Genomic DNA, 20,040 nt, shown 5'->3' on the forward strand with positions numbered 1-20,040 from the left:
CCGACAAAAACAGGATACATCGAAAATGACTGATGCTGTTCAAAACGAAACTGTACTAGAAGAAAATAAGCTGATTGCTGAACGCCGCGCTAAACTGGATGCAATCCGAAAGAGCTGCAAAGCGAACGGCCATCCAAACGACTTCCGTCGTGACGCACTAGCGGGCGACCTTCAGAAAGAGTTCGGTGAAAAGACGAAGGAAGAGCTAGAAGAGCTTAACCACGTAGTAGCAATCGCTGGCCGTATCATGGCTAAACGTGGTCCATTCTTGGTAATTCAAGAAACTTCTGGCCGTATCCAAGCTTATGCTGACAAAGCGGTTCAAAAAGTACTTAAAGAAAAATACCAAGGTCTAGATATCGGTGACATCATCGGTGTTAAAGGTGCACTTCATAAGTCTGGTAAGGGTGACCTATACGTGAACATGGAAGAGTACGAGTTGCTAACCAAAGCACTACGTCCACTTCCAGAAAAGTTCCACGGTCTAACTGACCAAGAGATGCGTTACCGCCAACGTTACGTTGACCTGATCGTTAACGAAGACTCTCGTCAAGCGTTCGTAGTACGTTCTAAAGTAATGTCTGCAATCCGCAACTTCATGATCTCTAAGCAGTTCATGGAAGTTGAAACGCCAATGATGCACGTTATCCCTGGCGGTGCGAGTGCGCGTCCATTCATCACGCACCACAACGCACTAGACATGCCAATGTACCTACGTATCGCGCCAGAGCTATACCTGAAGCGTCTAGTTGTTGGTGGTTTTGATCGCGTATTCGAAATCAACCGTAACTTCCGTAACGAAGGCCTTTCTCCACGCCACAACCCAGAATTCACAATGATGGAATTCTACATGGCGTACGCAGACTACAAAGATCTGATGGACCTAACTGAAGAACTACTAAGCTCAGTGGCGCAAGAAGTTCTAGGTTCAACGTCAATGCCTTACGGTGATGAAACGGTTGAGTTTGGTGGTACTTACACTCGTATGAGCATGTTCGAAGCAATCAAGCACTACAACCCAGACCACGCGCAAATCCAAGCGCTAACAGAAGAAGACCTACAAAACCGGGATCTAATGGTTTCTATCGCGAAATCTGTTCACGTTGAAGTAGAACCTTTCTGGACATGTGGTCAGCTTCTTGAAGAGATCTTTGGTGAAACAGCAGAACCTAAGCTAATGCAGCCTACGTTCATCACTGGCTACCCAGCAGATATCTCTCCACTAGCTCGTCGTAGCGATGACAACCCGTTCTTTACAGACCGCTTTGAATTCTTTATCGGAGGCCGTGAAGTAGCGAACGGTTTCTCAGAGCTTAACGATGCTGAAGACCAAGATGCACGCTTTAAAGCACAGGTTGAAGCGAAAGAGTCTGGTGACGACGAAGCAATGTTCTACGATGCAGACTACATCACTGCTCTAGAGCACGGCCTACCGCCAACAGCAGGCCAAGGTATCGGTATCGACCGTTTGGTTATGCTACTGACTAACACGCACACTATCCGTGACGTGATCCTATTCCCTGCAATGCGCCCGCAAGCGTAATTCGATAGGATGAGTAAAAAACCACCTTCGGGTGGTTTTTTTTTGCCTTTTAGTTAAGCTAATTCAAGTTGTTGCATTTGCTTTTAATGGGATATGCAAATAAACATTCGCCAAATCTCAATCTATTGCATAGTCTTAATACTGAGACAGACGTGAGGGGGCGGAGTCTCGATAATGTTACCCGCTCGCAAAGATAAGTTTGTGGCACAAAATTTCTATTAACAATGAAAAAGGGTTAGAGAATGGCTGGGCAGTTTAAGATGGATTCCATCCCGGGATCGCTTGTGGTAGTTGGCGGTACTTATGAGCCTTGGTTATCGGTACTGGAGCAAGTGGGCTGGAAGTGTCACCAAGTAGGTGATTTACGCAAAGCTAATACGCTGTTAGAAGATATTGGTCCATGTATCGGTATTGTTGATCTCAGCCATGACGAGTTCAGCTTGAATGGTTTGGCGAACTTAGTCAGCTCTCACAAACACGTACGTTGGTTAGCGTTTATTCGTGAATCTCAGCTTGGCACTGACACCATATGCCAGTTCATTGTTAACTTTTGTATCGATTTTTTCACAGCGCCGATCCCAGATGCACAGTTATTAAGCACAATAGGTCACCAGCTTGGCATGCTTAAGTTGGAGAAAAAAGTTTGGCCTAGTTTTGGTAGCAGTTTAGATATGGGTTTGATCGGTGAATCTATCCCGATGAAACGTTTACGCGATCAAGTGAAGCGCATTGGTCCAACGGACGTCAGTATTCTGATTTCTGGGGAAAGTGGGACTGGTAAAGAGGCGGTTGCTAGGGCCATCCATAAAGTCTCTTCACGCTCTCATAAACCGTTTATGGCAATTAACTGTCGCGCACTCAATGAACAACGTTTCCAAGCTGAAGTATTTGGTATTAACGCCGATGAAGATATGGAAGCATGCCTGCTTGAACAAGCAGATGGAGGCACCGTGTTGTTTAACGACATTCTTACCATTTCAAAAGAGCAGCAAATGAATCTGCTGAGATTCTTGCAAGAGGGCACCATTGATACCAAAGATGGCGTAAAAGCGGTTAACGTACGCATTCTTGCTGCTAACTCGTCAGATGTTGAAAAAGCTTTGATTGACGGTGACTTCAATGAAGAACTTTACCATTACATCAACGTTCTGCGCATCAATGTCCCTAGCTTGAAAGAACGTGCGAGTGACATCGCATTGCTGGCTCGTTTCTACTTACAAGAGTTCTCAAAAGAGTACAACTCGCAAGCAAAAAGCTTTTCTGAGGATGCATTCAAGGCACTGACACGTTATTTCTGGCCTGGAAATGTGCGTGAGCTGATGAACCAAGTGAAGCGAGCGGTATTAATGTCCGACAGCGTAATGATTGAAGAGCATCACTTAGATTTACCTCAACGTAATGACTCAAAGCGCAGCTTGAAATCAATCCGAGAGAAGAGTGAACGTGATGCGTTGCTGGTTGTTTTGGAATCTCATTCTGGTCAAGTTTCAAATGCGGCGAAAGAGCTCGGAGTTTCGCGTGCAACCATGTATCGACTACTTAATAAACATAACTTGATTTCCGAACAAGCCATGTAGTTGGCCTTTCCCTGTGTCAAATAGGCGAATAAATACAATAAAAGAGAGTGGCCACAGAGCCGCTCTTTTTATTTTTTGTTTGGTTTGATTTATAAAATCCGCAAATTTATATATTCCTCAGGTGAATATGTTATACATAAAAGTATATGAAACTAAATTGCGGTGTATTGATTTGTTTTTAATCAAAAAGGCAAAAAATGTTTGATATATATTCATCAAAGCTTACAATTTAACCGTAACTCAATGAGTTATACCTTTCATAAACGGATTAATTTTTAGCTAGGAGGCGCAAGATGAAACATTACGTTGTTAACACCACTGCTTGCGCTGACCGTATGCCTATCGCTCCGATAACCCTTAAATCGGATGATACCAATACCACTGGCTCACAAGATAAAAATTAATCCGTAACCTATCATATTTATTGCTAGGCTGCGGGAAAGTAGCGGCTTAGTATCAACAGAATATTTCTGTTCATTTTACGCACTATTTTTCCCAGTCGAATACATCGATAATCGGAGAAAATATTATGCGTCACTCTATTTACTTACAATTGGCCACTTTGCTATTGAAAGCAGACCTTAAACGCGAAGAAAAGCAATGGCAGCGAACCATACGCCGAACTGCTCATGATATTCCATGGACGAATGTCCATCTATTGAGGGATATTGGTTTAGATCGCGATGGGCGTTCTACACGTGCCAATGTTCCGGATGCAGTAAAAGTTGAACGTCGAGTTCGTCACCTTCGTCGAGTCTTAACGTCGCGAATAATGACGTAATCGTTAGCGTGTTGGGCTGACTGAGTTGCTAACGAGTCATTCAACACGCTTAACTTTTTATATGAATTATGACTTCATTGGATAAACAGCTGATCTTGAAGATCAGCTGTTTTCGTTTGAAGGTGGTACTGTTAAGGGCAAGGATTCGAGTAAGTTGTACCTATTGCTTGAATTTCAGTAAGTAGTTCGTCGCTAAGTTGCAAATCAATACTGTCGATATTGGCTTTTAATTGGTCTAGGTTTGTTGCTCCTATAATGTTAGAAGCAACAAATGGACGCTGATTGACAAACGCGAGCGCCATTTGTGCAGGGTTTAGACCATGCTCTTGAGCTAAATTGACGTAAGCTTCGGTCGCTTTAACACCTTGTGGAGTGAAGTAGCGCGCAAAACGCTCCCACTTAGTGCATCGAGCGCCTTCAGGTTTTGCCCCGTTTAGGTATTTACCACTCAGGCAGCCAAATGCCAAAGGAGAGTAGGCAAGTAACTGAACGCCTTCGTAATGGCTGATTTCAGACAAGCCAACTTCGAAGCTGCGGTTCAATAAGTTATATGGGTTTTGAATGGAGACAATTCTTGGCAAATCGTGTTTTTCTGCCAAACGCAGTAGCGACATCACCCCCCACGGCGTCTCGTTGGATACGCCGATATAGCGCACTTTACCTGCATTCACTAATTCAGTAAGCGCTTCCAACGTTTCAATTAACGTGACTTCTTCTTGTTTGTCAGGGTATGGGTAGTTGAGTTGACCAAAGCAGTTGGTTTGACGCTGCGGCCAATGTAGTTGGTACAAATCGACATAATCGGTTTGTAGACGATTAAGGCTGTCATCAATTGCTGTATGGATGTGGCGACGATTAAGGCTCATGTTGTCTCTAATGTGAGGAACATTGCGAGGGCCTGCCACTTTTGTTGCCAGTACTACTTTTTCTCTTTTGCCGCTTTTTGCCAACCAATTACCGATGTATTGCTCGGTAAGCCCTTGTGTTTCCGAGTTTGGCGGTACAGGGTACATCTCAGCGGTATCGATGAAGTTCACCCCATGATCGAGGGCAAAGTCGAGCTGTTCAAAGGCGTCCTTTTCTGTGTTTTGCTCGCCAAACGTCATAGTGCCGAGGCAGATTTTACTGATCTCAAGTGATGAGTGCGGTAGTTTTGTGTATTGCATATCACGTCCTTGAAGAGTTACCGACTAAATAAGTGACTCCAATATAGGGGATTTTTAGCCGCAATCGCAAATGATTTACGTATAAAGGAAGAGCAAACTCGAAAGCTACAGTTAGCCTAACTACACTTAAATGATCGTGTGAAGGAGGTATGTTATGCAGAAGCATCAATTGGACATGTGGCTACATGGTCCACATAAAGATACTTATAAAACCCCCAAAGTATTTGTGATTGGGTGTTCTGATGTCTCTGACTATCTTTTAGCTGTGGAGTACAAGCATCAACTTGAGCCGATTAAAGACGGTGAAGACCCGATACATTTTGGCTCTCTAGACTTAGTAAAAGAAGAACTATTGAGGCTAGGGGTCGATAAAGCGTATTTAAGGCTGCGCAATGCGTATGACGAATGTGGCACTGAAGAGGCAGCCTCATACTGCGATATTGAGTTATCGCTCGTGACGCACTAAATAGCTGATATGGTTTTATTCTGGTTGAGTGTTAATGTAGTGCTTGAGTAAGATCTGTTCAGTAAACTGTGTTCTAAGGTAAAAGCCTCGGGGCAGAGTTTTCATCGGCTTACCATTTGAGTTGTATGCTTCGGTGAGCGCTTTTGCATTTGCGGCTTTAGGGCGAAGATGCAGCGCTTCTCCGTGTCTGGCGGAAATTTGATCAAATCTTCCCAAGACGATCATCTCCATTAACTCTTCCCAGTCATTTCGCAAAATCCGTTCTTCTTCTTCATCTGGTGACCAAATGAGTGGACTGCCCACACGTCTTTCAGCGAGTGGGATTTCTCGTTCTCCTTCTACGGGTACCCAAAGCACACGAGATAGCTTGTTTCGAACATGACTTGTTTCCCATGTAAGACCATGAACACCAGTGAGGGGGGCCACAGAAACAAAGGTTGTTTCTAAAGGTTTGCCAGAGTAACTGATCGGAATACTTTTCAACTCGATCCCTAGTTTTGCGAAATCTTGTTGAGGTTTACTGCCAGCTGGAGCGCCCAAGTGCCATTCGAGTAATTGACCCACCCAACCTTTATCACGTTTTAAGTTTTCAGGAACAATCATATTCGCCTCGGCGGCCAACTCAGCAAAACAGAGTCCTGCCATATCATGCGCTCGTTCCAATAGCTCTGCTTCTGTTTGTGGTTCTGGTTTCATAGTTACAAGGTGGTATTACAAAAAATATAGTTTATCAAACTCCGACCAAATCTACTGTTTAAGATTTCACCGAGGCGGTGTAAGAACGATCAATTCATAACTTATCCACAGGTGGAGGAGGTGTTGATAAGATCCTGGCGGGATCTGTATGAATAAACAGGGGTTAAAATGCATTTTTGGGGTTGATTTTGTTGTAATCATCTAAACGAATAGCAGGTGAGTGTGGATAAATAGCCTGTTGGTGGATCTTTGACCGATCTGAGTTTGGTGAAAAGATCATCAAGAAACTGAAGATCGAATTATCGTTGTTTTTAAAAATAAATACTTTTTTATCAATGTTTTATGTTTATTTTTTTGTTTCTTCATCTGTTTTGCTTTTGATGGGATTGAACTGAATTACTCATTTGAATTGAATTCTTCACAAAGTTATTCACAGAAAAGGTGAATAAATGTGGGCAATGTCTCACTCTTGTGTTGATAAGGTATGGTTTGATTAAAAGATATCCAAAAATGGTGAAAAGGTAATAAATCTTGCTCATATCACATCAGTAAGTTTGCTAGTAATGGGGATATGTGGAAAAATCACGGTAATAAAAAATTTATTCATAGAGGTTAGCCAGTGATAGATGGCGATGGTTACCGACTTAATGTTGGTATTGTGATATGTAATAACCATGGTCAGGTCTTCTGGGCTAAACGATACGGGCAACACTCATGGCAATTTCCACAAGGTGGGATTGACGAAGGTGAAACCCCTGAACAAGCCATGTTCAGGGAGTTATACGAAGAAGTCGGTTTAACGAAAAAAGACGTTAAGATCATTGCAACAAGTCGTCATTGGTTAAGATATAAGCTACCAAAGCGATTGGTGCGTTGGGACTCCAAGCCTGTTTGTATCGGCCAAAAACAGAAATGGTTTCTGCTGAGATTAGAATGCGATGAGTCTCGCATTAATATGCAACGCGGAAAATCCCCTGAATTTGATGGTTGGCGCTGGGTAAGTTACTGGTATCCAGTTAGGCAAGTTGTTTCTTTCAAGCGAGATGTTTATCGACGAGCGATGAAAGAATTTGCATCCTTAGCCATGCCTTTTCGAGAGAGAAAAGCGAAAGGGAAAAGAAAAAAGCAACGTAGAGGATAATCATGCTCAGTCAGCTAAGGGAAATAGTTGAGAAAGTCTCCAGGGTCGATGATGTGCATCTGGCACTCGATATATTGGTGAAAGAGACTTGTGCTGCCCTTAGTACTGAGTGCTGTACTATCTATCTTGCTAATGAAGAAATGCAGCGCCTTGAGTTAATGGCAACTCAAGGCCTTATTTTTGAAGGTGATAGTATTCATATCAACTTCAATGAAGGCTTGGTTGGGTTGGTAAAACGAAGCGCTGAACCCCTTAACCTTGCCGAAGCCTCAAAACACCCCGAGTTCAAATTCTTTCCTCAACTCGGCGAACAGATTTACCACTCTTTTTTAGCTACTCCAATCATTCATCGTAAACAAGTTTTAGGTGTGTTGGTGATCCAACAAAAAACGCCGCGCTTGTTTAGTGAAATGGAAGAATCGTTTCTTGTTACCTTATCCGCTCAGTTAGCGGTGCTCATTGCACATGCGCAGAATCTTGGGCATTGGCAGTTAGCATCTAAACCCACGGTATTAAAAGGTTTGCCTGCGTCTACTGGTGTCGCGATTGGAGAGTTTTGGTTCGACAATACCCAGCCGAGTTTATCGGATGTTTTCCCTTCGTCCACGTTAGATAAGGAACGCGAGCACGAGACATTACTGGTGGCCATAGAGCGAGCGTTAAATGACTTTCGCCGTATGCGGAAAAAGCTGGACAGTGAAATCAACAAAGATGCGCTGGCGATCTTCGATCTGTTTACTCACTTACTGAATGATCCGATGCTTCGCGGTGATTTGAAGAAGCAGATTGAAAAAGGAGATAGGGCAGACTGGGCGTTACGCCAAGTTGTAGAGTCATACTCGAATCGATTTGCAAGAATGTCGGATGTATACATGCGTGAAAGAGCGCAAGATATCCGAGAGTTAGGGCAAAGGCTGCTCTATTTTCTGCACAACAGTGAGCAAGAAAATTCTGCAATTGATCGTCCCATTATTTTGGTGGCGAACGAACTCACTGCCACCTTGCTCGCTTCTGTACCCAAAGAGTTTTTGTTAGCCGTCGTATCATTAGAGGGAGGCGCAAACTCTCACGCTGCCATTTTATCTCGAGCTCTTGGGGTCCCTGCAGTCATGGGCGCCAACATTAATCCGGATGTGGTGAATGGCAAACTCGGGATAGTCGACGGCTATACGGGTGAGATCTTCTTAGAGCCAAACCGCCAGTTGTTGCGAGAGTATCGCAGCTTAGTAAGCGAAGAGTCTGAACTGTTTGCCATGGTAAACAAGGACCTCGCACTCCCTGCGGTTACGCAAGATAATCACCATATCGAAATTATGCTGAATGCGGGACTCAGTGCAGACAGTAATATTGCCATCAACACAGGTGTTGATGGTGTTGGGTTGTACCGAACTGAGATTGCATTTTTACTTCAGCATCACTTTCCTTCGGAAGATGAGCAGTATCATCAATACCAAGCAATACTTAACAGCTATCCGAATCAACGAGTAGTGATGCGTACTTTGGATATTGGTGGTGACAAACCTTTGCCGTATTTGCCCATCGAAGAAGATAATCCGTTTCTAGGCTGGCGTGGCATTCGTTTTACATTGGATCATCCAGACATTTTCTTGATCCAGCTGCGTGCAATGTTAAGAGCGAGTGCAGAAAGCGGAAACTTAAGTATCTTATTGCCAATGGTGTCAGGGGTAAAAGAGCTAGACGATGCCATTAGCTTGATTAATCAAGCTCACAGCGAAGCCGTTTTGCTTGATGATAGAATTCAATTCCCACAAATTGGGGTCATGATTGAAGTACCATCGATGGTGTATCTGTTGCCAACGATTGCTCACCGTGTTGATTTTGTTTCTGTCGGGACAAACGATTTAACTCAGTATTTATTAGCGGTAGATAGGAACAATTCGCGCGTAGCGGATGTCTATGAATCTATGCATCCTGCGGTACTGTTAGCGCTTAAGCAAATCCATGAGGTGTGTGATAAATATCAGGTGCCCGTGTGTATTTGTGGTGAGCTAGCGGGTGATCCATTTGGCGCTCTTCTCTTACTTGGGTTAGGGTATACCAGTTTGAGTATGAACACCTCCAATGTGGCTAAGGTGAAATATTTGATTCGTCATAGCCAACAAGAAGAATTAGAAAAATTAGCGGAGCAAGCAATGACAAAGTCCTATGGGGAGGACATTCATCAAATGATGCATGACTTCTTCATTCAACAGGGCTTTGCGGGCTTTATCCGTGCAGGTAAAAAGTAGGAAATCGTGACCGTCTCTTTATTTTTGTTATTGTTGGCGCTAGGCGCTTTTGTGGGTGTGATGGCGGGGTTACTCGGTATCGGTGGTGGTTTGATTGTTGTTCCTGCCTTGTTGTATTTGCTTCCTCTTGCTGGGATCTCTCCAGAAATGAGTATGCACATGGCCTTAGCCACTTCGTTAGCGAGTATTATTGTCACGTCTGGCTCATCGGCGATGAATCACCTTAAGCTCGGCAATGTCGATATGTTTGTCGTAAAATGGTTGATGCCTGGTGTGGTCATTGGTGGCTTTGTTGGTGCCAATATTGCTGAGTGGATCCCTACACACTATTTGCCGAAAGTGTTTGGTGTCATTGTTCTTTGCCTGTCAGTACAAATGTTTCGTTCCATTAAAGTTACGAGCAGTAAACCTATGCCGAGCAGCCCTGTGACTGTAGTTTACGGCACGGGAATTGGTGTCGTATCAAGCCTTGCTGGTATTGGTGGTGGCTCACTGTCGGTACCATTTTTAAATAAACATGGGATAGAGATGCGTAAAGCGGTGGGCTCATCCTCCGTTTGTGGTTGCGTGATTGCTATTTCTGGTATGATCGGCTTCATCTTACATGGCTATAAAGTGGAAGGCTTACCTTCATACAGTATTGGCTATGTTTATCTTCCCGCTTTATTAGCGATTGCTATGGCCTCGATGCTCACAACAAAAGTGGGTGCGAAGCTCGCAACTAACCTTCCAACTGCGGTATTAAAAAAGATATTCGCGGTGTTCTTAATGTTTGTTGCAGCGACCATGCTGCTCTAAGTTTGTACCCAAGTCATTCTCGCTGAACCAAGCATCTAGAGGTTACTTGGGTATATTTATTTTGTTGTGATAAGAAGAGAATGATTTATGTCTCAGGGATATATTGAATTTCCCAATATTGATCCGGTTTTAATCTCTATTGGTCCTGTTTCGGTTCGTTGGTACGGTTTGATGTACCTTGTTGGCTTTATGTTTGCTCTATGGTTAGCGAACCGACGTGCGGATAAGCCTGGAAGTGGTTGGACACGAGAGCAGGTTTCTGATTTGTTGTTCGCAGGCTTCCTTGGCGTGGTGATTGGTGGCCGTGTAGGCTACGTGCTTTTCTACAATTTTGAGCTCTTCCTGGCTGACCCTTTGTATCTATTTAAAGTGTGGACCGGTGGTATGTCTTTCCACGGGGGCTTACTGGGTGTGATTACTGCGATGTTCTGGTATGCACACAAAAACGGGCGAACTTTCTTCGGTGTTGCTGACTTTATCGCGCCGCTTGTGCCATTTGGTTTGGGTATGGGGCGTTTAGGTAACTTCATGAACAGCGAGTTGTGGGGCCGAGTAACGGATGTGCCTTGGGCGATCGTTTTCCCAAATGGCGGTCCACTGCCACGTCATCCATCACAGCTTTATGAAATGGCGCTTGAAGGTATCGTCCTTTTCTTCATTTTGAATTGGTTCATCAAGAAACCTCGTCCTCTAGGTTCTGTTTCAGGACTCTTTCTTGCGGGTTACGGAACCTTCCGTTTCCTAGTAGAATACGTGCGCGAACCAGACGCTCATTTGGGGTTATTCGGTGGCTTTATTTCCATGGGACAGATTTTATCCCTGCCAATGGTGGTTATCGGTGTCCTCATGATGGTTTGGGCATACAAACGTGGTCATTACAAAGACGAATTACCACAAAAGACGAAGTAAGGTATTGGTGTGAAACAGTATTTAGATTTGTGTCAACGCATCGTTGACCAAGGTGTTTGGGTTGAAAATGAGCGTACAGGCAAGCGCTGCCTGACCGTAATCAACGCGGATTTAACCTACGATGTTGCGAACAATCAATTTCCGTTGGTCACCACACGTAAAAGTTTTTGGAAAGCGGCCGTTGCAGAGCTATTAGGGTATATTCGTGGTTACGATAATGCGGAAGATTTTCGTAAGCTGGGCACGAAAACCTGGGATGCCAATGCCAACCTAAATGATGCCTGGTTGAATAACCCATACCGTAAAGGCGAAGACGACATGGGCCGTGTCTATGGGGTTCAAGGGCGCGCCTGGGCGAAACCTGATGGTGGTCATGTTGACCAACTACGTAAGATAGTGGATGACTTAACGCGTGGTGTTGATGATCGCGGTGAAATCTTGAACTTCTACAACCCGGGTGAGTTCCACATGGGGTGCTTGCGTCCTTGTATGTACAGTCACCATTTTTCATTGCTGGATGATACGCTTTACCTGAATAGTACTCAGCGTTCGTGTGATGTACCGCTTGGCTTAAACTTCAATATGGTTCAAGTTTACGTGTTCTTGGCGATTATGGCGCAAATTACGGGCAAGAAACCTGGTCAGGCATTTCATAAGATTGTGAATGCTCACATTTATGAAGATCAGCTTGAACTGATGCGCGATGTTCAGTTGAAGCGTGAGCCATTAAAAGCGCCGACGTTCCATATCAACCCAGAGATTAAATCTCTAGAAGATTTGGAAACATGGGTCACACTGGATGACTTTTGGGTTGAAGGGTACGAGCATCACGATCCTATTCGTTACCCATTCTCAGTGTAACGAGTATCGTTCTTCAAGATATAGAAAAAGCTCCGAATGGAGCTTTTTTCTTTTTTGTACTTAGAAGGTATTATTTTAGTGCACTGACAATATAACGGTGAATTGGGTTGGTCTGCATCGGTGTGGACAGTGCCGGGCTAATAAACTTAGGTTGAGTGAATATTTCTTTACTCACTAATGAACGGATAAGCTCAAAGTACTTCAGCTCTGTTTTCCCGCACAACAATAGTGAAAAGTCATCGCCCAATTTATCATAGGCATTGAGCACCTCTCGGAATCCTCTAAGATACAAGTAATCCTTCGTTAAACCTCCACCTCGATAGACTCGGGCAGTCGTTGTAAATGCTTGAAGATCAGAAGCTTTATACTGTTCTTTTAATAGCATGAACGTATGGCGGAAATCGCGATCCTTGATCATCGACTCTACTGCCAGAACTCGTAAGGCTAAGGTTCTTAGGCGTTTGATACTGAAATGTCCTGACAGATACTCACATAATATAGCCAGCCCTTCTTGAGTGTTGGTATTGGCAGGACAACCTAAGCTCAGGACTTTTAGCGGTTGTTGACGACCGTTAAGCGTAGTCAGGAGATGTACTCCCATTTCATGATGTGCAAGAGCCTCCAGCTCATCAGTGGTGATGTACGCCGCGTGGTTAATTTTGACTCGAGACCCTGAAACTAGTGCGTTTGCTAACATCCCGTCCAACACCTGTATTTCACATTCATACCCATTGCGTTGAGCAAAATTTTGCATGAAACGTGCTATTGCACGGCTATCGTGCTGAGGTTCTTTTTCTTCTTCTGTAGGAAGGTGCAATATGAAATGGGCGTTGGCAATATCTTTGGCGCTCGGTTCCCCATAATAGCGTAAGGAGTTATAAAGAAACTCTTGCGTACCTATGGTATTCACTTGATCCAGTTTATCTGCATAAGACTGAATTACATCCGCGTACAGCCTCTGCAGTTGGGTGTCTTGAATGTTTTCTAGAGGTAGCTCATATAGACGTCGCTTTGCGCTGTGGGTATCTACGTTAGTAATTGAATATTGAAAATTAGGCTCTTGAGAATATTTGTTTTTAATGAAACGTTCTCTTTCTTGAGCATAATTAAGAGGATTCACGCTACTGAGGATATCAATATCAGCAACCAGTTGGGTTAGGTTTTCGTCTATTGCGAGTAGCTGATCAGAAATAGCGTCATTAAGCTGCGTCATGTTGTCGACTCCAAATGAGATAGCTCAGCATAAGCATGCTGATGTGGCTCAAATTATCACCGGACAATCGATTTGAACAGTTTAATTATCATAAAAAAGGCTCCACGATGTGGAGCCTAAACAATAAGCGATGGTATGTCGTTGTTGTTATGTTGTTATGTTGTTAGGGCTAGAATTGCACCTGGTAGAATAACGAATACTGACATTAGGTAACCACCAACAACTGCTTTATTCTTAATAGCCATTTCAGAAATCATCTCAGCGCCTTTAACCGGAATCTCACGTAGGAATGGAATTCCAAAGATAAACAGCGTCGCCATGATGTTAAATACTAAGTGGACTAGAGCGATTTGTAGTGCGAATACTGCGAACTCTCCAGATACCGCTGTCGCTGCTAGTAGTGCCGTAATACAAGTACCAATGTTAGCACCCAGAGTGAAAGGGTAGATATCTCGTACTTTCAACACGCCAGTACCAACCAACGGAACCATTAAACTTGTCGTGGTTGAGGAAGATTGTACTAGAACGGTCACGATTGAGCCTGATACGATGCCGTGAATAGGACCACGACCGATGGCGTTTTTCAAAATTTCACGTGCGCGACCAACCATTAGGCTCTTCATTAATTTACCCATCACTGTGATTGCAACGAAGATAGTCGCAATACCCAAAGCAATAAGCATGACGCCGCCAACAGTATCACCGAAGGTAGAAAGTGGCTCTTTAATTGCGCCTACGACTGGCTTTGTAATTGGTTTAATAAAGTTGAAGCCTTTAATGCTCATATCACCAGTAGCAAGCAGTGGAGAAACAAGCCAGTGAGAAACTTTCTCTAAAATGCCGAACATCATTTCCAACGGAAGGAAAATAGCGACAGCAAGCAAGTTGAAGAAGTCGTGAATGGTTGCACTTGCAAATGCACGTTTGAACTCTTCTTTACAGCGCACGTGGCCAAGAGATACAAGCGTATTGGTCACTGTGGTACCAATGTTAGCACCCATCACCATAGGGATAGCGGTTTCTACAGGTAAGCCACCTGCAACCAAGCCTACAATAATAGACGTTACAGTACTTGAAGACTGAATTAAGGCTGTTGCCACCAAGCCGATCATTAGACCTGCAACTGGGTGTGCGGCAAATTCAAATAGCACCTTAGCTTGATCGCCAGTTGCCCATTTAAAGCCACTACCAACCATAGATACTGCTAGAAGAAGCAGATATAACATGAATGCCAAGTTAGCCCAGCGTAACCAACGAGCTGTGCTCGAAATTGGTGCCACTGTTGAAGTAGCTTGGTTCATCATAATTTTCTCCGTTGACCTTTCAGTTCATTTTTCGGTCTGTAGTTGAATCTGCGGGCGATGTTAGAGAACAAATATTTCAGTAATATTACAGATTTCTTGCTGTGAGAGATTTTTATTGTTCTTTTTGATAATGGCGTAAAAGAGGAAGAAAATTAATTTTTAACTTGTTGATTTTACTGGTTAAATTTTGATTTCGTTTTGTTTGGTTTTTGCGTTTTTTTTGTAGAGAAAATGCGCCTCAGTTCAACTTTTATGACAGTGTTGACTTTATACTTTCGGTAAAACTTATGCTTTTGTAAGGTATTGTATGGTTTTGTCGAGTTTATTGTTTGTCTCTGTCACATTTGGTATAAAAAGTATCACTTTCTTTTCGGGACTCGATCATGTCACATCTAAACTACAACCATCTCTATTATTTCTGGATGGTGTGCAAACAGGGCTCTGTAACTAAGGCGGCTGACGCGCTCTTCCTGACACCGCAAACCGTGACAGGACAGATTAAAGCGCTTGAAGAGCGCATGAAAGGAAAGTTAACCAAGCGCAATGGTCGTACAGTTGAGCCCACTGAGTTAGGTCAGCTTGTGTTTAAGTACGCCGACCGGATGTTCGGTTTGAGTTATGAGATGTTAGATATCGTCAATTACAGCCAGCACTCGAACATTCTATTTGAAGTTGGTGTAGCCGATGCGTTATCTAAACGCTTGGTCAGTAAAGTACTGATGACGACCGTCCCGGAAGATAACAGTATTCATTTACGCTGTTATGAATCAACCCACGAACTGCTACTTGAACGCCTTTCTCAGCACAAGCTAGATATGATCCTTTCAGATTGTCCCGTTGATTCTACTCAAAGTCCTGGCCTTTATAGCAAAAAGTTAGGTGAAAGTAGCATGAGCTTTTTTGCTTCTTCTGAAATTGAAAATGTGCGATTCCCTGAGATCTTGGAACAAAAAAAACTTCTGATTCCCGCGAGCCGAACGGCTATGGGGCGTAAAGTTATTCAATGGTTTGATCGTCAAGGCCTTCAACCCAATGTGCTGGGGGAGTTTGATGATGTTGCGTTGATGAAAGCTTTTGCTCGGTACCACGATGATGTGATTTTCTTGGCACCGACCGTATACATGTCGGAGATTGAAGACGACCGAAATTTACAGCTAATTGGCCATGTCGATGGGCTAAAAGAAGAGTACTACGTGATTTTTGCGGAACGAATGATCCAACACCCCGCGGTAAAAAATGTTTGTGATGCTGATTTCAGTCAAATGTTTGAGTAAACCCGTATCGTTGCGTAAATAAATAGATTACTATCAATAAAAATATAATTCTAAATAATATCTAAGTAAGCAAGATACTTGTTTTAGTGAGCAAAACTATTAATTATTGATGGCGCACCAATTAAAATCCTTGGTGGATAATATTGGTGTATCACTAACAACTAAATTAGAGGTTCTAATAATGAAGACTCTGGAAGTGTATCTTGATTTTTTTAGATATATAAATCAGTGCAACACAACAAGCTGGCCAGGGTTGGAATAAGTAAGTTGTAGCTAGAGGTCCAACACATGAATCTACAAGAAATGGAGCAGAACTCCGCAAAAGCCGTCGTGTTGCTCAAAGCGATGGCAAACGAGAGACGCCTACAAATCCTTTGTATGCTGCATAACCAAGAGCTGTCCGTGGGAGAGCTGTGTGCAAAGTTAGAGCTAAGCCAGTCGGCATTATCTCAGCATCTTGCTTGGCTTCGCCGTGATGAGTTAGTCACGACAAGGAAAGAAGCACAAACGGTGTACTACACATTAAAGAGTGATGAAGTGAAAGCGTTAATAAAAACACTGCATAGTCTTTATTGTGCTGAGAGTGCTCAACACTAATTAAATAGTCCTAATATACTGCTCATCTTAGAGTGTGAATCTAACTTGTTGGAATATTTGAGAGTGGCGTTAAACTTTTGATGATAGGGTACTACTCATCGACCAATTTGCTTTGTTCTCAAGTGTTTTAATAGTGCTTTCTAGTTTGAGCGTTATATGGGTAATGAATAAGCTGATGTCTTTAAATGGGACATTCAGAAAAAGAAAAGCTGGCATTGCCAGCTTTTTTTATTAAGAAAATTTTGTAGATATAAAAAAACCGACACAAGGTCGGTTTTTTCTTCACTGTAAAATCAGGACTCTATTAAAGAGCTTTGATTTGTGCAGCGAAACGAGACTTATGGCGAGCTGCTTTATTCTTGTGAATAAGGCCTTTAGTTGCCATGCGGTCTAGGATAGGTGTAACTACAGCGAATGCAGCAGTTGCAGCTTCTTTGTCGCCTGCTTCGATAGCAGCAACAGTTTTCTTCATGTAAGTACGCATCATTGAGCGACGGCTAGCATTGTGCTGACGACGTTTCTCAGCTTGGATAGCGCGCTTCTTAGCAGATTTACTATTTGCCAAGGGTCTAACTCCCAAAAACTTAGTTCTGTGACAATTTAAGGGCGAGGAATATCCCTCATTTGCGCTTAAATGTCAAATGATTTGTGCAAAAACCGATCTAAGCCAAAACAAATTTTGGTAAGAGAGGTTATCGCGGTTAAGATGGCGGGGATTCTAACAGCATTTTTATACCAATGCTAATAATTATCCGCGAAAGGCACACTTATTCCTTACAACCCGCGGATAGATTTTTGACGTCTATTTGCAGCACCTGTCAGAGAAACAGTATAGGGTTAGCTGTCTTATGGTGATATTCCGAGGTTACAGTGAGTAAACGACTACTCAAGTCTGGCATGATCGTCAGTGCTATGACATTTATTTCCCGCGTTCTTGGCCTAGTTCGTGATGTTGTAGTGGCAAATTTAATGGGGGCAGGAGCAAGCGCAGACGTCTTTTTCTTCGCCAATAAAATTCCTAATTTTTTACGACGTTTGTTTGCTGAAGGTGCTTTTTCCCAAGCGTTTGTACCTGTTTTAACGGAAAGCCATGCTCAAGGCGACATGGATAAAACCCGCGAGCTGATTGCCCGTGCTGCGGGCACATTGGGGGTGATAGTCTCAATTGTTACCATCTTAGGTGTTCTAGGTTCCGGTGTGGTGACTGCACTGTTTGGTTTTGGTTGGTTCCTAGACTGGATGCATGGTGGTCCCGCGGCTGAGAAGTTCGAACTTGCTAGCGTGATGCTCAAGATTACCTTTCCTTATTTATGGTTCATCACTTTTGTTGCCCTATCGGGAGCCATTCTCAATACACTAGGTAAGTTTGCGGTTTCTTCGTTTACTCCTGTCTTTCTCAATGTGATGATCATTTTGGCAGCATGGTTTATCTCGCCGCAGATGCCACAGCCAGAGATTGGTCTTGCCATCGGTGTTTTCCTTGGTGGTTTGGTTCAGTTCTTATTTCAAATCCCTTTCCTTATTAAAGCGGGGGTTATGGTTAAGCCGAAATGGGGCTGGCGCGATCCGGGCGTGGTGAAGATCCGAACCTTAATGATTCCTGCTTTGTTCGGTGTGTCGGTAAGCCAAATCAACTTGTTGTTTGATACTTTTATTGCCAGCTTTCTGCAAACCGGTTCGATCAGTTGGTTGTACTACTCAGATCGTTTGTTGGAATTCCCGTTAGGTCTGTTTGGTATTGCGATTGCAACGGTGATTTTACCAGCATTATCACGCAAACATGTTGACGCACAAAATGAAGGATTCGCACAAACCATGGACTGGGGGGTGCGCATGGTGATCTTACTTGGCCTTCCTGCAATGCTTGGTTTGATGGTACTGGCAAAACCTATGTTGATGGTGTTATTCATGCGAGGTGAGTTTTCGCCACAAGACGTACATCAAGCATCATTGTCACTCTTTGCTTACGCTTCAGGCTTGTTGAACTTTATGCTGATTAAAGTGCTCGCTCCGGGGTATTACTCGCGTCAAGACACCAAAACGCCAGTGAAATACGGCATCATTGCGATGGTGACCAACATGGTATTTAATGCAATTTTTGCGTACTTCTATGGCTACGTTGGCTTGGCTATCGCGACAGCACTATCGGCATTTGTGAATATGGCACTGCTGTATCGTGGCCTGCACATCGCAGAGGTATACCAAATCACTAAGCGAACCGTCTTCTTTATTATACGTTTAGCTATTGCTGGCGCGGCGATGGTGGCGGCAATCTTATGGCAACTGGAAGATATGTCAGTATGGCTGGGCTGGAGCTTTGCTCACCGAAGCGCGGTGCTAGGGATGTTGATCGGTTTAGGAGCCGTGGTTTACCTAGTGGTTCTATTTTTAACTGGTGCGCGTTTAAAAGACCTAAAAGCTGGGACAGACTGAGGGTGATTAGTATATAATCCGTCAGTTTCACACAGTGTAAAGTAAAACAGAGGCAGAAAGCAGTATCCAATGGAACTGATTAGAGGCATTCACAATATCAACCCGCGACATCATGGTTGTGTGCTGACTATTGGCAATTTCGATGGTGTCCATAAAGGCCATCAACAAGTATTGCAGCAAGTGTCTGAGCAAGCGGACAGGCTATCCTTGCCTTCTGTTGTGATGACCTTTGAACCTCAGCCGATGGAGCTGTTTGCCAAAGACAAGGCACCTGCAAGGTTGACGCGATTACGCGATAAGTTCGTGCAATTGAGTAAGCTCGATATTGACCGCTTACTGTGTGTCAATTTCAATCGCCATTTTGCAAGTTTAACCGCGGAAGAGTTTATCCGTGACTTGTTGGTCGAGCGTTTGGGTGTTAAGTTTCTTGTCGTTGGTGATGATTTCTGCTTTGGCAAAGGCCGTACAGGTAACTTTGCAATGCTGCAGGAAGCAGGGGAAAAATACGGCTTTGATGTCGTAAGTACCCAGAGCTTTTGTTTACAACAATTACGTGTCAGCAGTACGGCTATCCGTCAAGCGCTGGCGCGTGACGATTTGCATTCCGCGCAACAGATGCTGGGAAGAAACTACAGCATCAGCGGTCGTGTTTCTCACGGAAGAAAGCTAGGTCGAACCATTGGGTTCCCTACTGCAAATATTCCTTTGAAACGCTGTGTTTCTCCGGTTTCCGGAGTCTATGTTGTTCAAGCGCTTGGCTTAGGAAATAAGCCAGTTGGTGGTGTTGCTAATATTGGTCAAAGACCAACCGTCAATGGTGTTCGCCAACAGTTAGAAGTGCACTTATTCGACTTTCATGCCAATTTATATGGCAAGCAACTAGAAGTGGAACTTTTGCATAAACTTCGAGATGAGCAAAAGTTTGAGTCGTTTGAAGCACTTAAACAACAAATCGAATTGGATGCTGAAGCAGCAAGGGTGTGGCTGCGTCAGCTTAAGCGTTGAGCGGTTTATTCCACCGTTCAACATAAT

The 20,040-nt window shown here is 43.6% G+C and carries 18 protein-coding genes; 13 read left to right on the forward strand and 5 right to left on the reverse strand.

Annotation, left to right across the window (positions count from 1 at the left end; translation table 11 throughout):
• The first annotated feature begins 25 nt into the window (after positions 1-25).
• The 3 genes from lysS to KI742_RS03560 all read left to right on the forward strand — a co-directional run bounded on the left by lysS (position 26) and on the right by KI742_RS03560 (position 3,901).
• Positions 26-1,543 carry a lysine--tRNA ligase gene (lysS, locus tag KI742_RS03550; RefSeq protein WP_005382861.1) on the forward strand — a complete coding sequence of 506 codons (1,518 nt, stop codon included), beginning with the start codon at positions 26-28 and terminating at the stop codon, positions 1,541-1,543.
• Positions 1,544-1,785: 242 nt separating this feature from the next.
• Entirely contained in the window at positions 1,786-3,120 is a 1,335-nt protein-coding gene (gene vpsR / locus KI742_RS03555) for a cyclic-di-GMP-binding transcriptional regulator VpsR (RefSeq protein ID WP_017635067.1), read from the forward strand.
• Between the two features lie 529 nt (positions 3,121-3,649).
• Entirely contained in the window at positions 3,650-3,901 is a 252-nt protein-coding gene (locus KI742_RS03560; RefSeq protein ID WP_005381776.1) for a hypothetical protein, read from the forward strand.
• A gap of 131 nt (positions 3,902-4,032) precedes the next feature.
• Here the strand turns inward: KI742_RS03560 and KI742_RS03565 are convergent, their stop codons facing one another.
• Positions 4,033-5,067 (reverse strand): NADP(H)-dependent aldo-keto reductase, encoded by a 1,035-nt coding sequence (locus KI742_RS03565; RefSeq protein WP_005381774.1) that lies wholly within the window; start codon positions 5,065-5,067, stop codon positions 4,033-4,035.
• Positions 5,068-5,221: 154 nt separating this feature from the next.
• Between KI742_RS03565 and KI742_RS03570 the strand changes: the two genes are divergently transcribed.
• On the forward strand, positions 5,222-5,533 hold the full coding sequence (locus tag KI742_RS03570) for a DUF6482 family protein (RefSeq protein ID WP_005381772.1): 312 nt from the start codon (positions 5,222-5,224) through the stop codon (positions 5,531-5,533).
• Positions 5,534-5,548: 15 nt separating this feature from the next.
• Here the strand turns inward: KI742_RS03570 and mutH are convergent, their stop codons facing one another.
• Complete coding sequence (mutH, locus tag KI742_RS03575) at positions 5,549-6,229, reverse strand: DNA mismatch repair endonuclease MutH (protein WP_206953692.1); 681 nt, start codon at positions 6,227-6,229, stop codon at positions 5,549-5,551.
• A 619-nt stretch (positions 6,230-6,848) separates the two neighbouring features.
• Between mutH and rppH the strand changes: the two genes are divergently transcribed.
• From rppH to KI742_RS03600, 5 genes are all read left to right on the forward strand, one after another.
• Positions 6,849-7,370 carry an RNA pyrophosphohydrolase gene (rppH, locus tag KI742_RS03580; RefSeq protein ID WP_005381953.1) on the forward strand — a complete coding sequence of 174 codons (522 nt, stop codon included), beginning with the start codon at positions 6,849-6,851 and terminating at the stop codon, positions 7,368-7,370.
• 2 nt (positions 7,371-7,372) lie between these two features.
• Complete coding sequence (ptsP, locus tag KI742_RS03585; protein ID WP_005385966.1) at positions 7,373-9,619, forward strand: phosphoenolpyruvate--protein phosphotransferase; 2,247 nt, start codon at positions 7,373-7,375, stop codon at positions 9,617-9,619.
• A 6-nt stretch (positions 9,620-9,625) separates the two neighbouring features.
• A complete protein-coding gene (locus tag KI742_RS03590) occupies positions 9,626-10,417 on the forward strand; it encodes a sulfite exporter TauE/SafE family protein (protein WP_005385965.1) in 792 nt (263 codons plus the stop codon).
• A gap of 87 nt (positions 10,418-10,504) precedes the next feature.
• On the forward strand, positions 10,505-11,326 hold the full coding sequence (gene lgt, locus KI742_RS03595; RefSeq protein ID WP_005381948.1) for a prolipoprotein diacylglyceryl transferase: 822 nt from the start codon (positions 10,505-10,507) through the stop codon (positions 11,324-11,326).
• 9 nt (positions 11,327-11,335) lie between these two features.
• Positions 11,336-12,187 carry a thymidylate synthase gene (locus tag KI742_RS03600; RefSeq protein WP_005381947.1) on the forward strand — a complete coding sequence of 284 codons (852 nt, stop codon included), beginning with the start codon at positions 11,336-11,338 and terminating at the stop codon, positions 12,185-12,187.
• 70 nt (positions 12,188-12,257) lie between these two features.
• Here KI742_RS03600 and KI742_RS03605 read toward each other — a convergent pair whose 3' ends face one another.
• Together KI742_RS03605 and KI742_RS03610 are read right to left on the reverse strand one after the other, a co-directional pair.
• Positions 12,258-13,400 carry a flavohemoglobin expression-modulating QEGLA motif protein gene (locus KI742_RS03605; RefSeq protein ID WP_053306894.1) on the reverse strand — a complete coding sequence of 381 codons (1,143 nt, stop codon included), beginning with the start codon at positions 13,398-13,400 and terminating at the stop codon, positions 12,258-12,260.
• A gap of 155 nt (positions 13,401-13,555) precedes the next feature.
• Entirely contained in the window at positions 13,556-14,701 is a 1,146-nt protein-coding gene (locus KI742_RS03610; protein WP_025768431.1) for a Na/Pi symporter, read from the reverse strand.
• A gap of 386 nt (positions 14,702-15,087) precedes the next feature.
• On the opposite strand from KI742_RS03610, the gene nhaR reads away from it, so the two are divergent.
• Together nhaR and KI742_RS03620 are read left to right on the forward strand one after the other, a co-directional pair.
• Positions 15,088-15,978, forward strand: a complete 891-nt coding sequence (nhaR, locus tag KI742_RS03615) for a transcriptional activator NhaR (protein WP_005381942.1) — start codon at positions 15,088-15,090, stop codon at positions 15,976-15,978.
• A 288-nt stretch (positions 15,979-16,266) separates the two neighbouring features.
• Entirely contained in the window at positions 16,267-16,575 is a 309-nt protein-coding gene (locus KI742_RS03620; protein WP_005381940.1) for a metalloregulator ArsR/SmtB family transcription factor, read from the forward strand.
• Between the two features lie 304 nt (positions 16,576-16,879).
• On the opposite strand, the gene rpsT is transcribed toward KI742_RS03620, so the two are convergent.
• On the reverse strand, positions 16,880-17,140 hold the full coding sequence (rpsT, locus tag KI742_RS03625) for a 30S ribosomal protein S20 (RefSeq protein ID WP_005381938.1): 261 nt from the start codon (positions 17,138-17,140) through the stop codon (positions 16,880-16,882).
• A 305-nt stretch (positions 17,141-17,445) separates the two neighbouring features.
• Between rpsT and murJ the strand changes: the two genes are divergently transcribed.
• Both murJ and ribF read left to right on the forward strand, forming a co-directional pair.
• Positions 17,446-19,008 carry a murein biosynthesis integral membrane protein MurJ gene (murJ, locus tag KI742_RS03630; RefSeq protein ID WP_005385957.1) on the forward strand — a complete coding sequence of 521 codons (1,563 nt, stop codon included), beginning with the start codon at positions 17,446-17,448 and terminating at the stop codon, positions 19,006-19,008.
• A 69-nt stretch (positions 19,009-19,077) separates the two neighbouring features.
• Positions 19,078-20,013 (forward strand): bifunctional riboflavin kinase/FAD synthetase, encoded by a 936-nt coding sequence (gene ribF / locus KI742_RS03635; RefSeq protein WP_005381933.1) that lies wholly within the window; start codon positions 19,078-19,080, stop codon positions 20,011-20,013.
• Positions 20,014-20,040: the final 27 nt, after the last annotated feature.

This window comes from Vibrio sp. D417a, from assembly GCF_030248595.1.
Taxonomy (GTDB): Bacteria; Pseudomonadota; Gammaproteobacteria; order Enterobacterales; family Vibrionaceae; genus Vibrio; species Vibrio alginolyticus.

What these genes read in the sequence shown, in the direction of transcription:
- ptsP (WP_005385966.1), top strand. Translation starts at nt 7,373, where the DNA reads ATGCTCAGTCAGCTAAGGGAAATAGTTGAGAAAGTCTCCAGGGTCGAT.
- vpsR (WP_017635067.1), top strand. Translation starts at nt 1,786, where the DNA reads ATGGCTGGGCAGTTTAAGATGGATTCCATCCCGGGATCGCTTGTGGTA.
- KI742_RS03610 (WP_025768431.1), bottom strand. Translation starts at nt 14,701, where the DNA reads ATGAACCAAGCTACTTCAACAGTGGCACCAATTTCGAGCACAGCTCGT.
- KI742_RS03570 (WP_005381772.1), top strand. Translation starts at nt 5,222, where the DNA reads ATGCAGAAGCATCAATTGGACATGTGGCTACATGGTCCACATAAAGAT.
- ribF (WP_005381933.1), top strand. Translation starts at nt 19,078, where the DNA reads ATGGAACTGATTAGAGGCATTCACAATATCAACCCGCGACATCATGGT.
- KI742_RS03620 (WP_005381940.1), top strand. Translation starts at nt 16,267, where the DNA reads ATGAATCTACAAGAAATGGAGCAGAACTCCGCAAAAGCCGTCGTGTTG.
- nhaR (WP_005381942.1), top strand. Translation starts at nt 15,088, where the DNA reads ATGTCACATCTAAACTACAACCATCTCTATTATTTCTGGATGGTGTGC.
- lysS (WP_005382861.1), top strand. Translation starts at nt 26, where the DNA reads ATGACTGATGCTGTTCAAAACGAAACTGTACTAGAAGAAAATAAGCTG.
- KI742_RS03605 (WP_053306894.1), bottom strand. Translation starts at nt 13,400, where the DNA reads ATGACGCAGCTTAATGACGCTATTTCTGATCAGCTACTCGCAATAGAC.
- mutH (WP_206953692.1), bottom strand. Translation starts at nt 6,229, where the DNA reads ATGAAACCAGAACCACAAACAGAAGCAGAGCTATTGGAACGAGCGCAT.
- KI742_RS03565 (WP_005381774.1), bottom strand. Translation starts at nt 5,067, where the DNA reads ATGCAATACACAAAACTACCGCACTCATCACTTGAGATCAGTAAAATC.
- lgt (WP_005381948.1), top strand. Translation starts at nt 10,505, where the DNA reads ATGTCTCAGGGATATATTGAATTTCCCAATATTGATCCGGTTTTAATC.
- KI742_RS03560 (WP_005381776.1), top strand. Translation starts at nt 3,650, where the DNA reads ATGCGTCACTCTATTTACTTACAATTGGCCACTTTGCTATTGAAAGCA.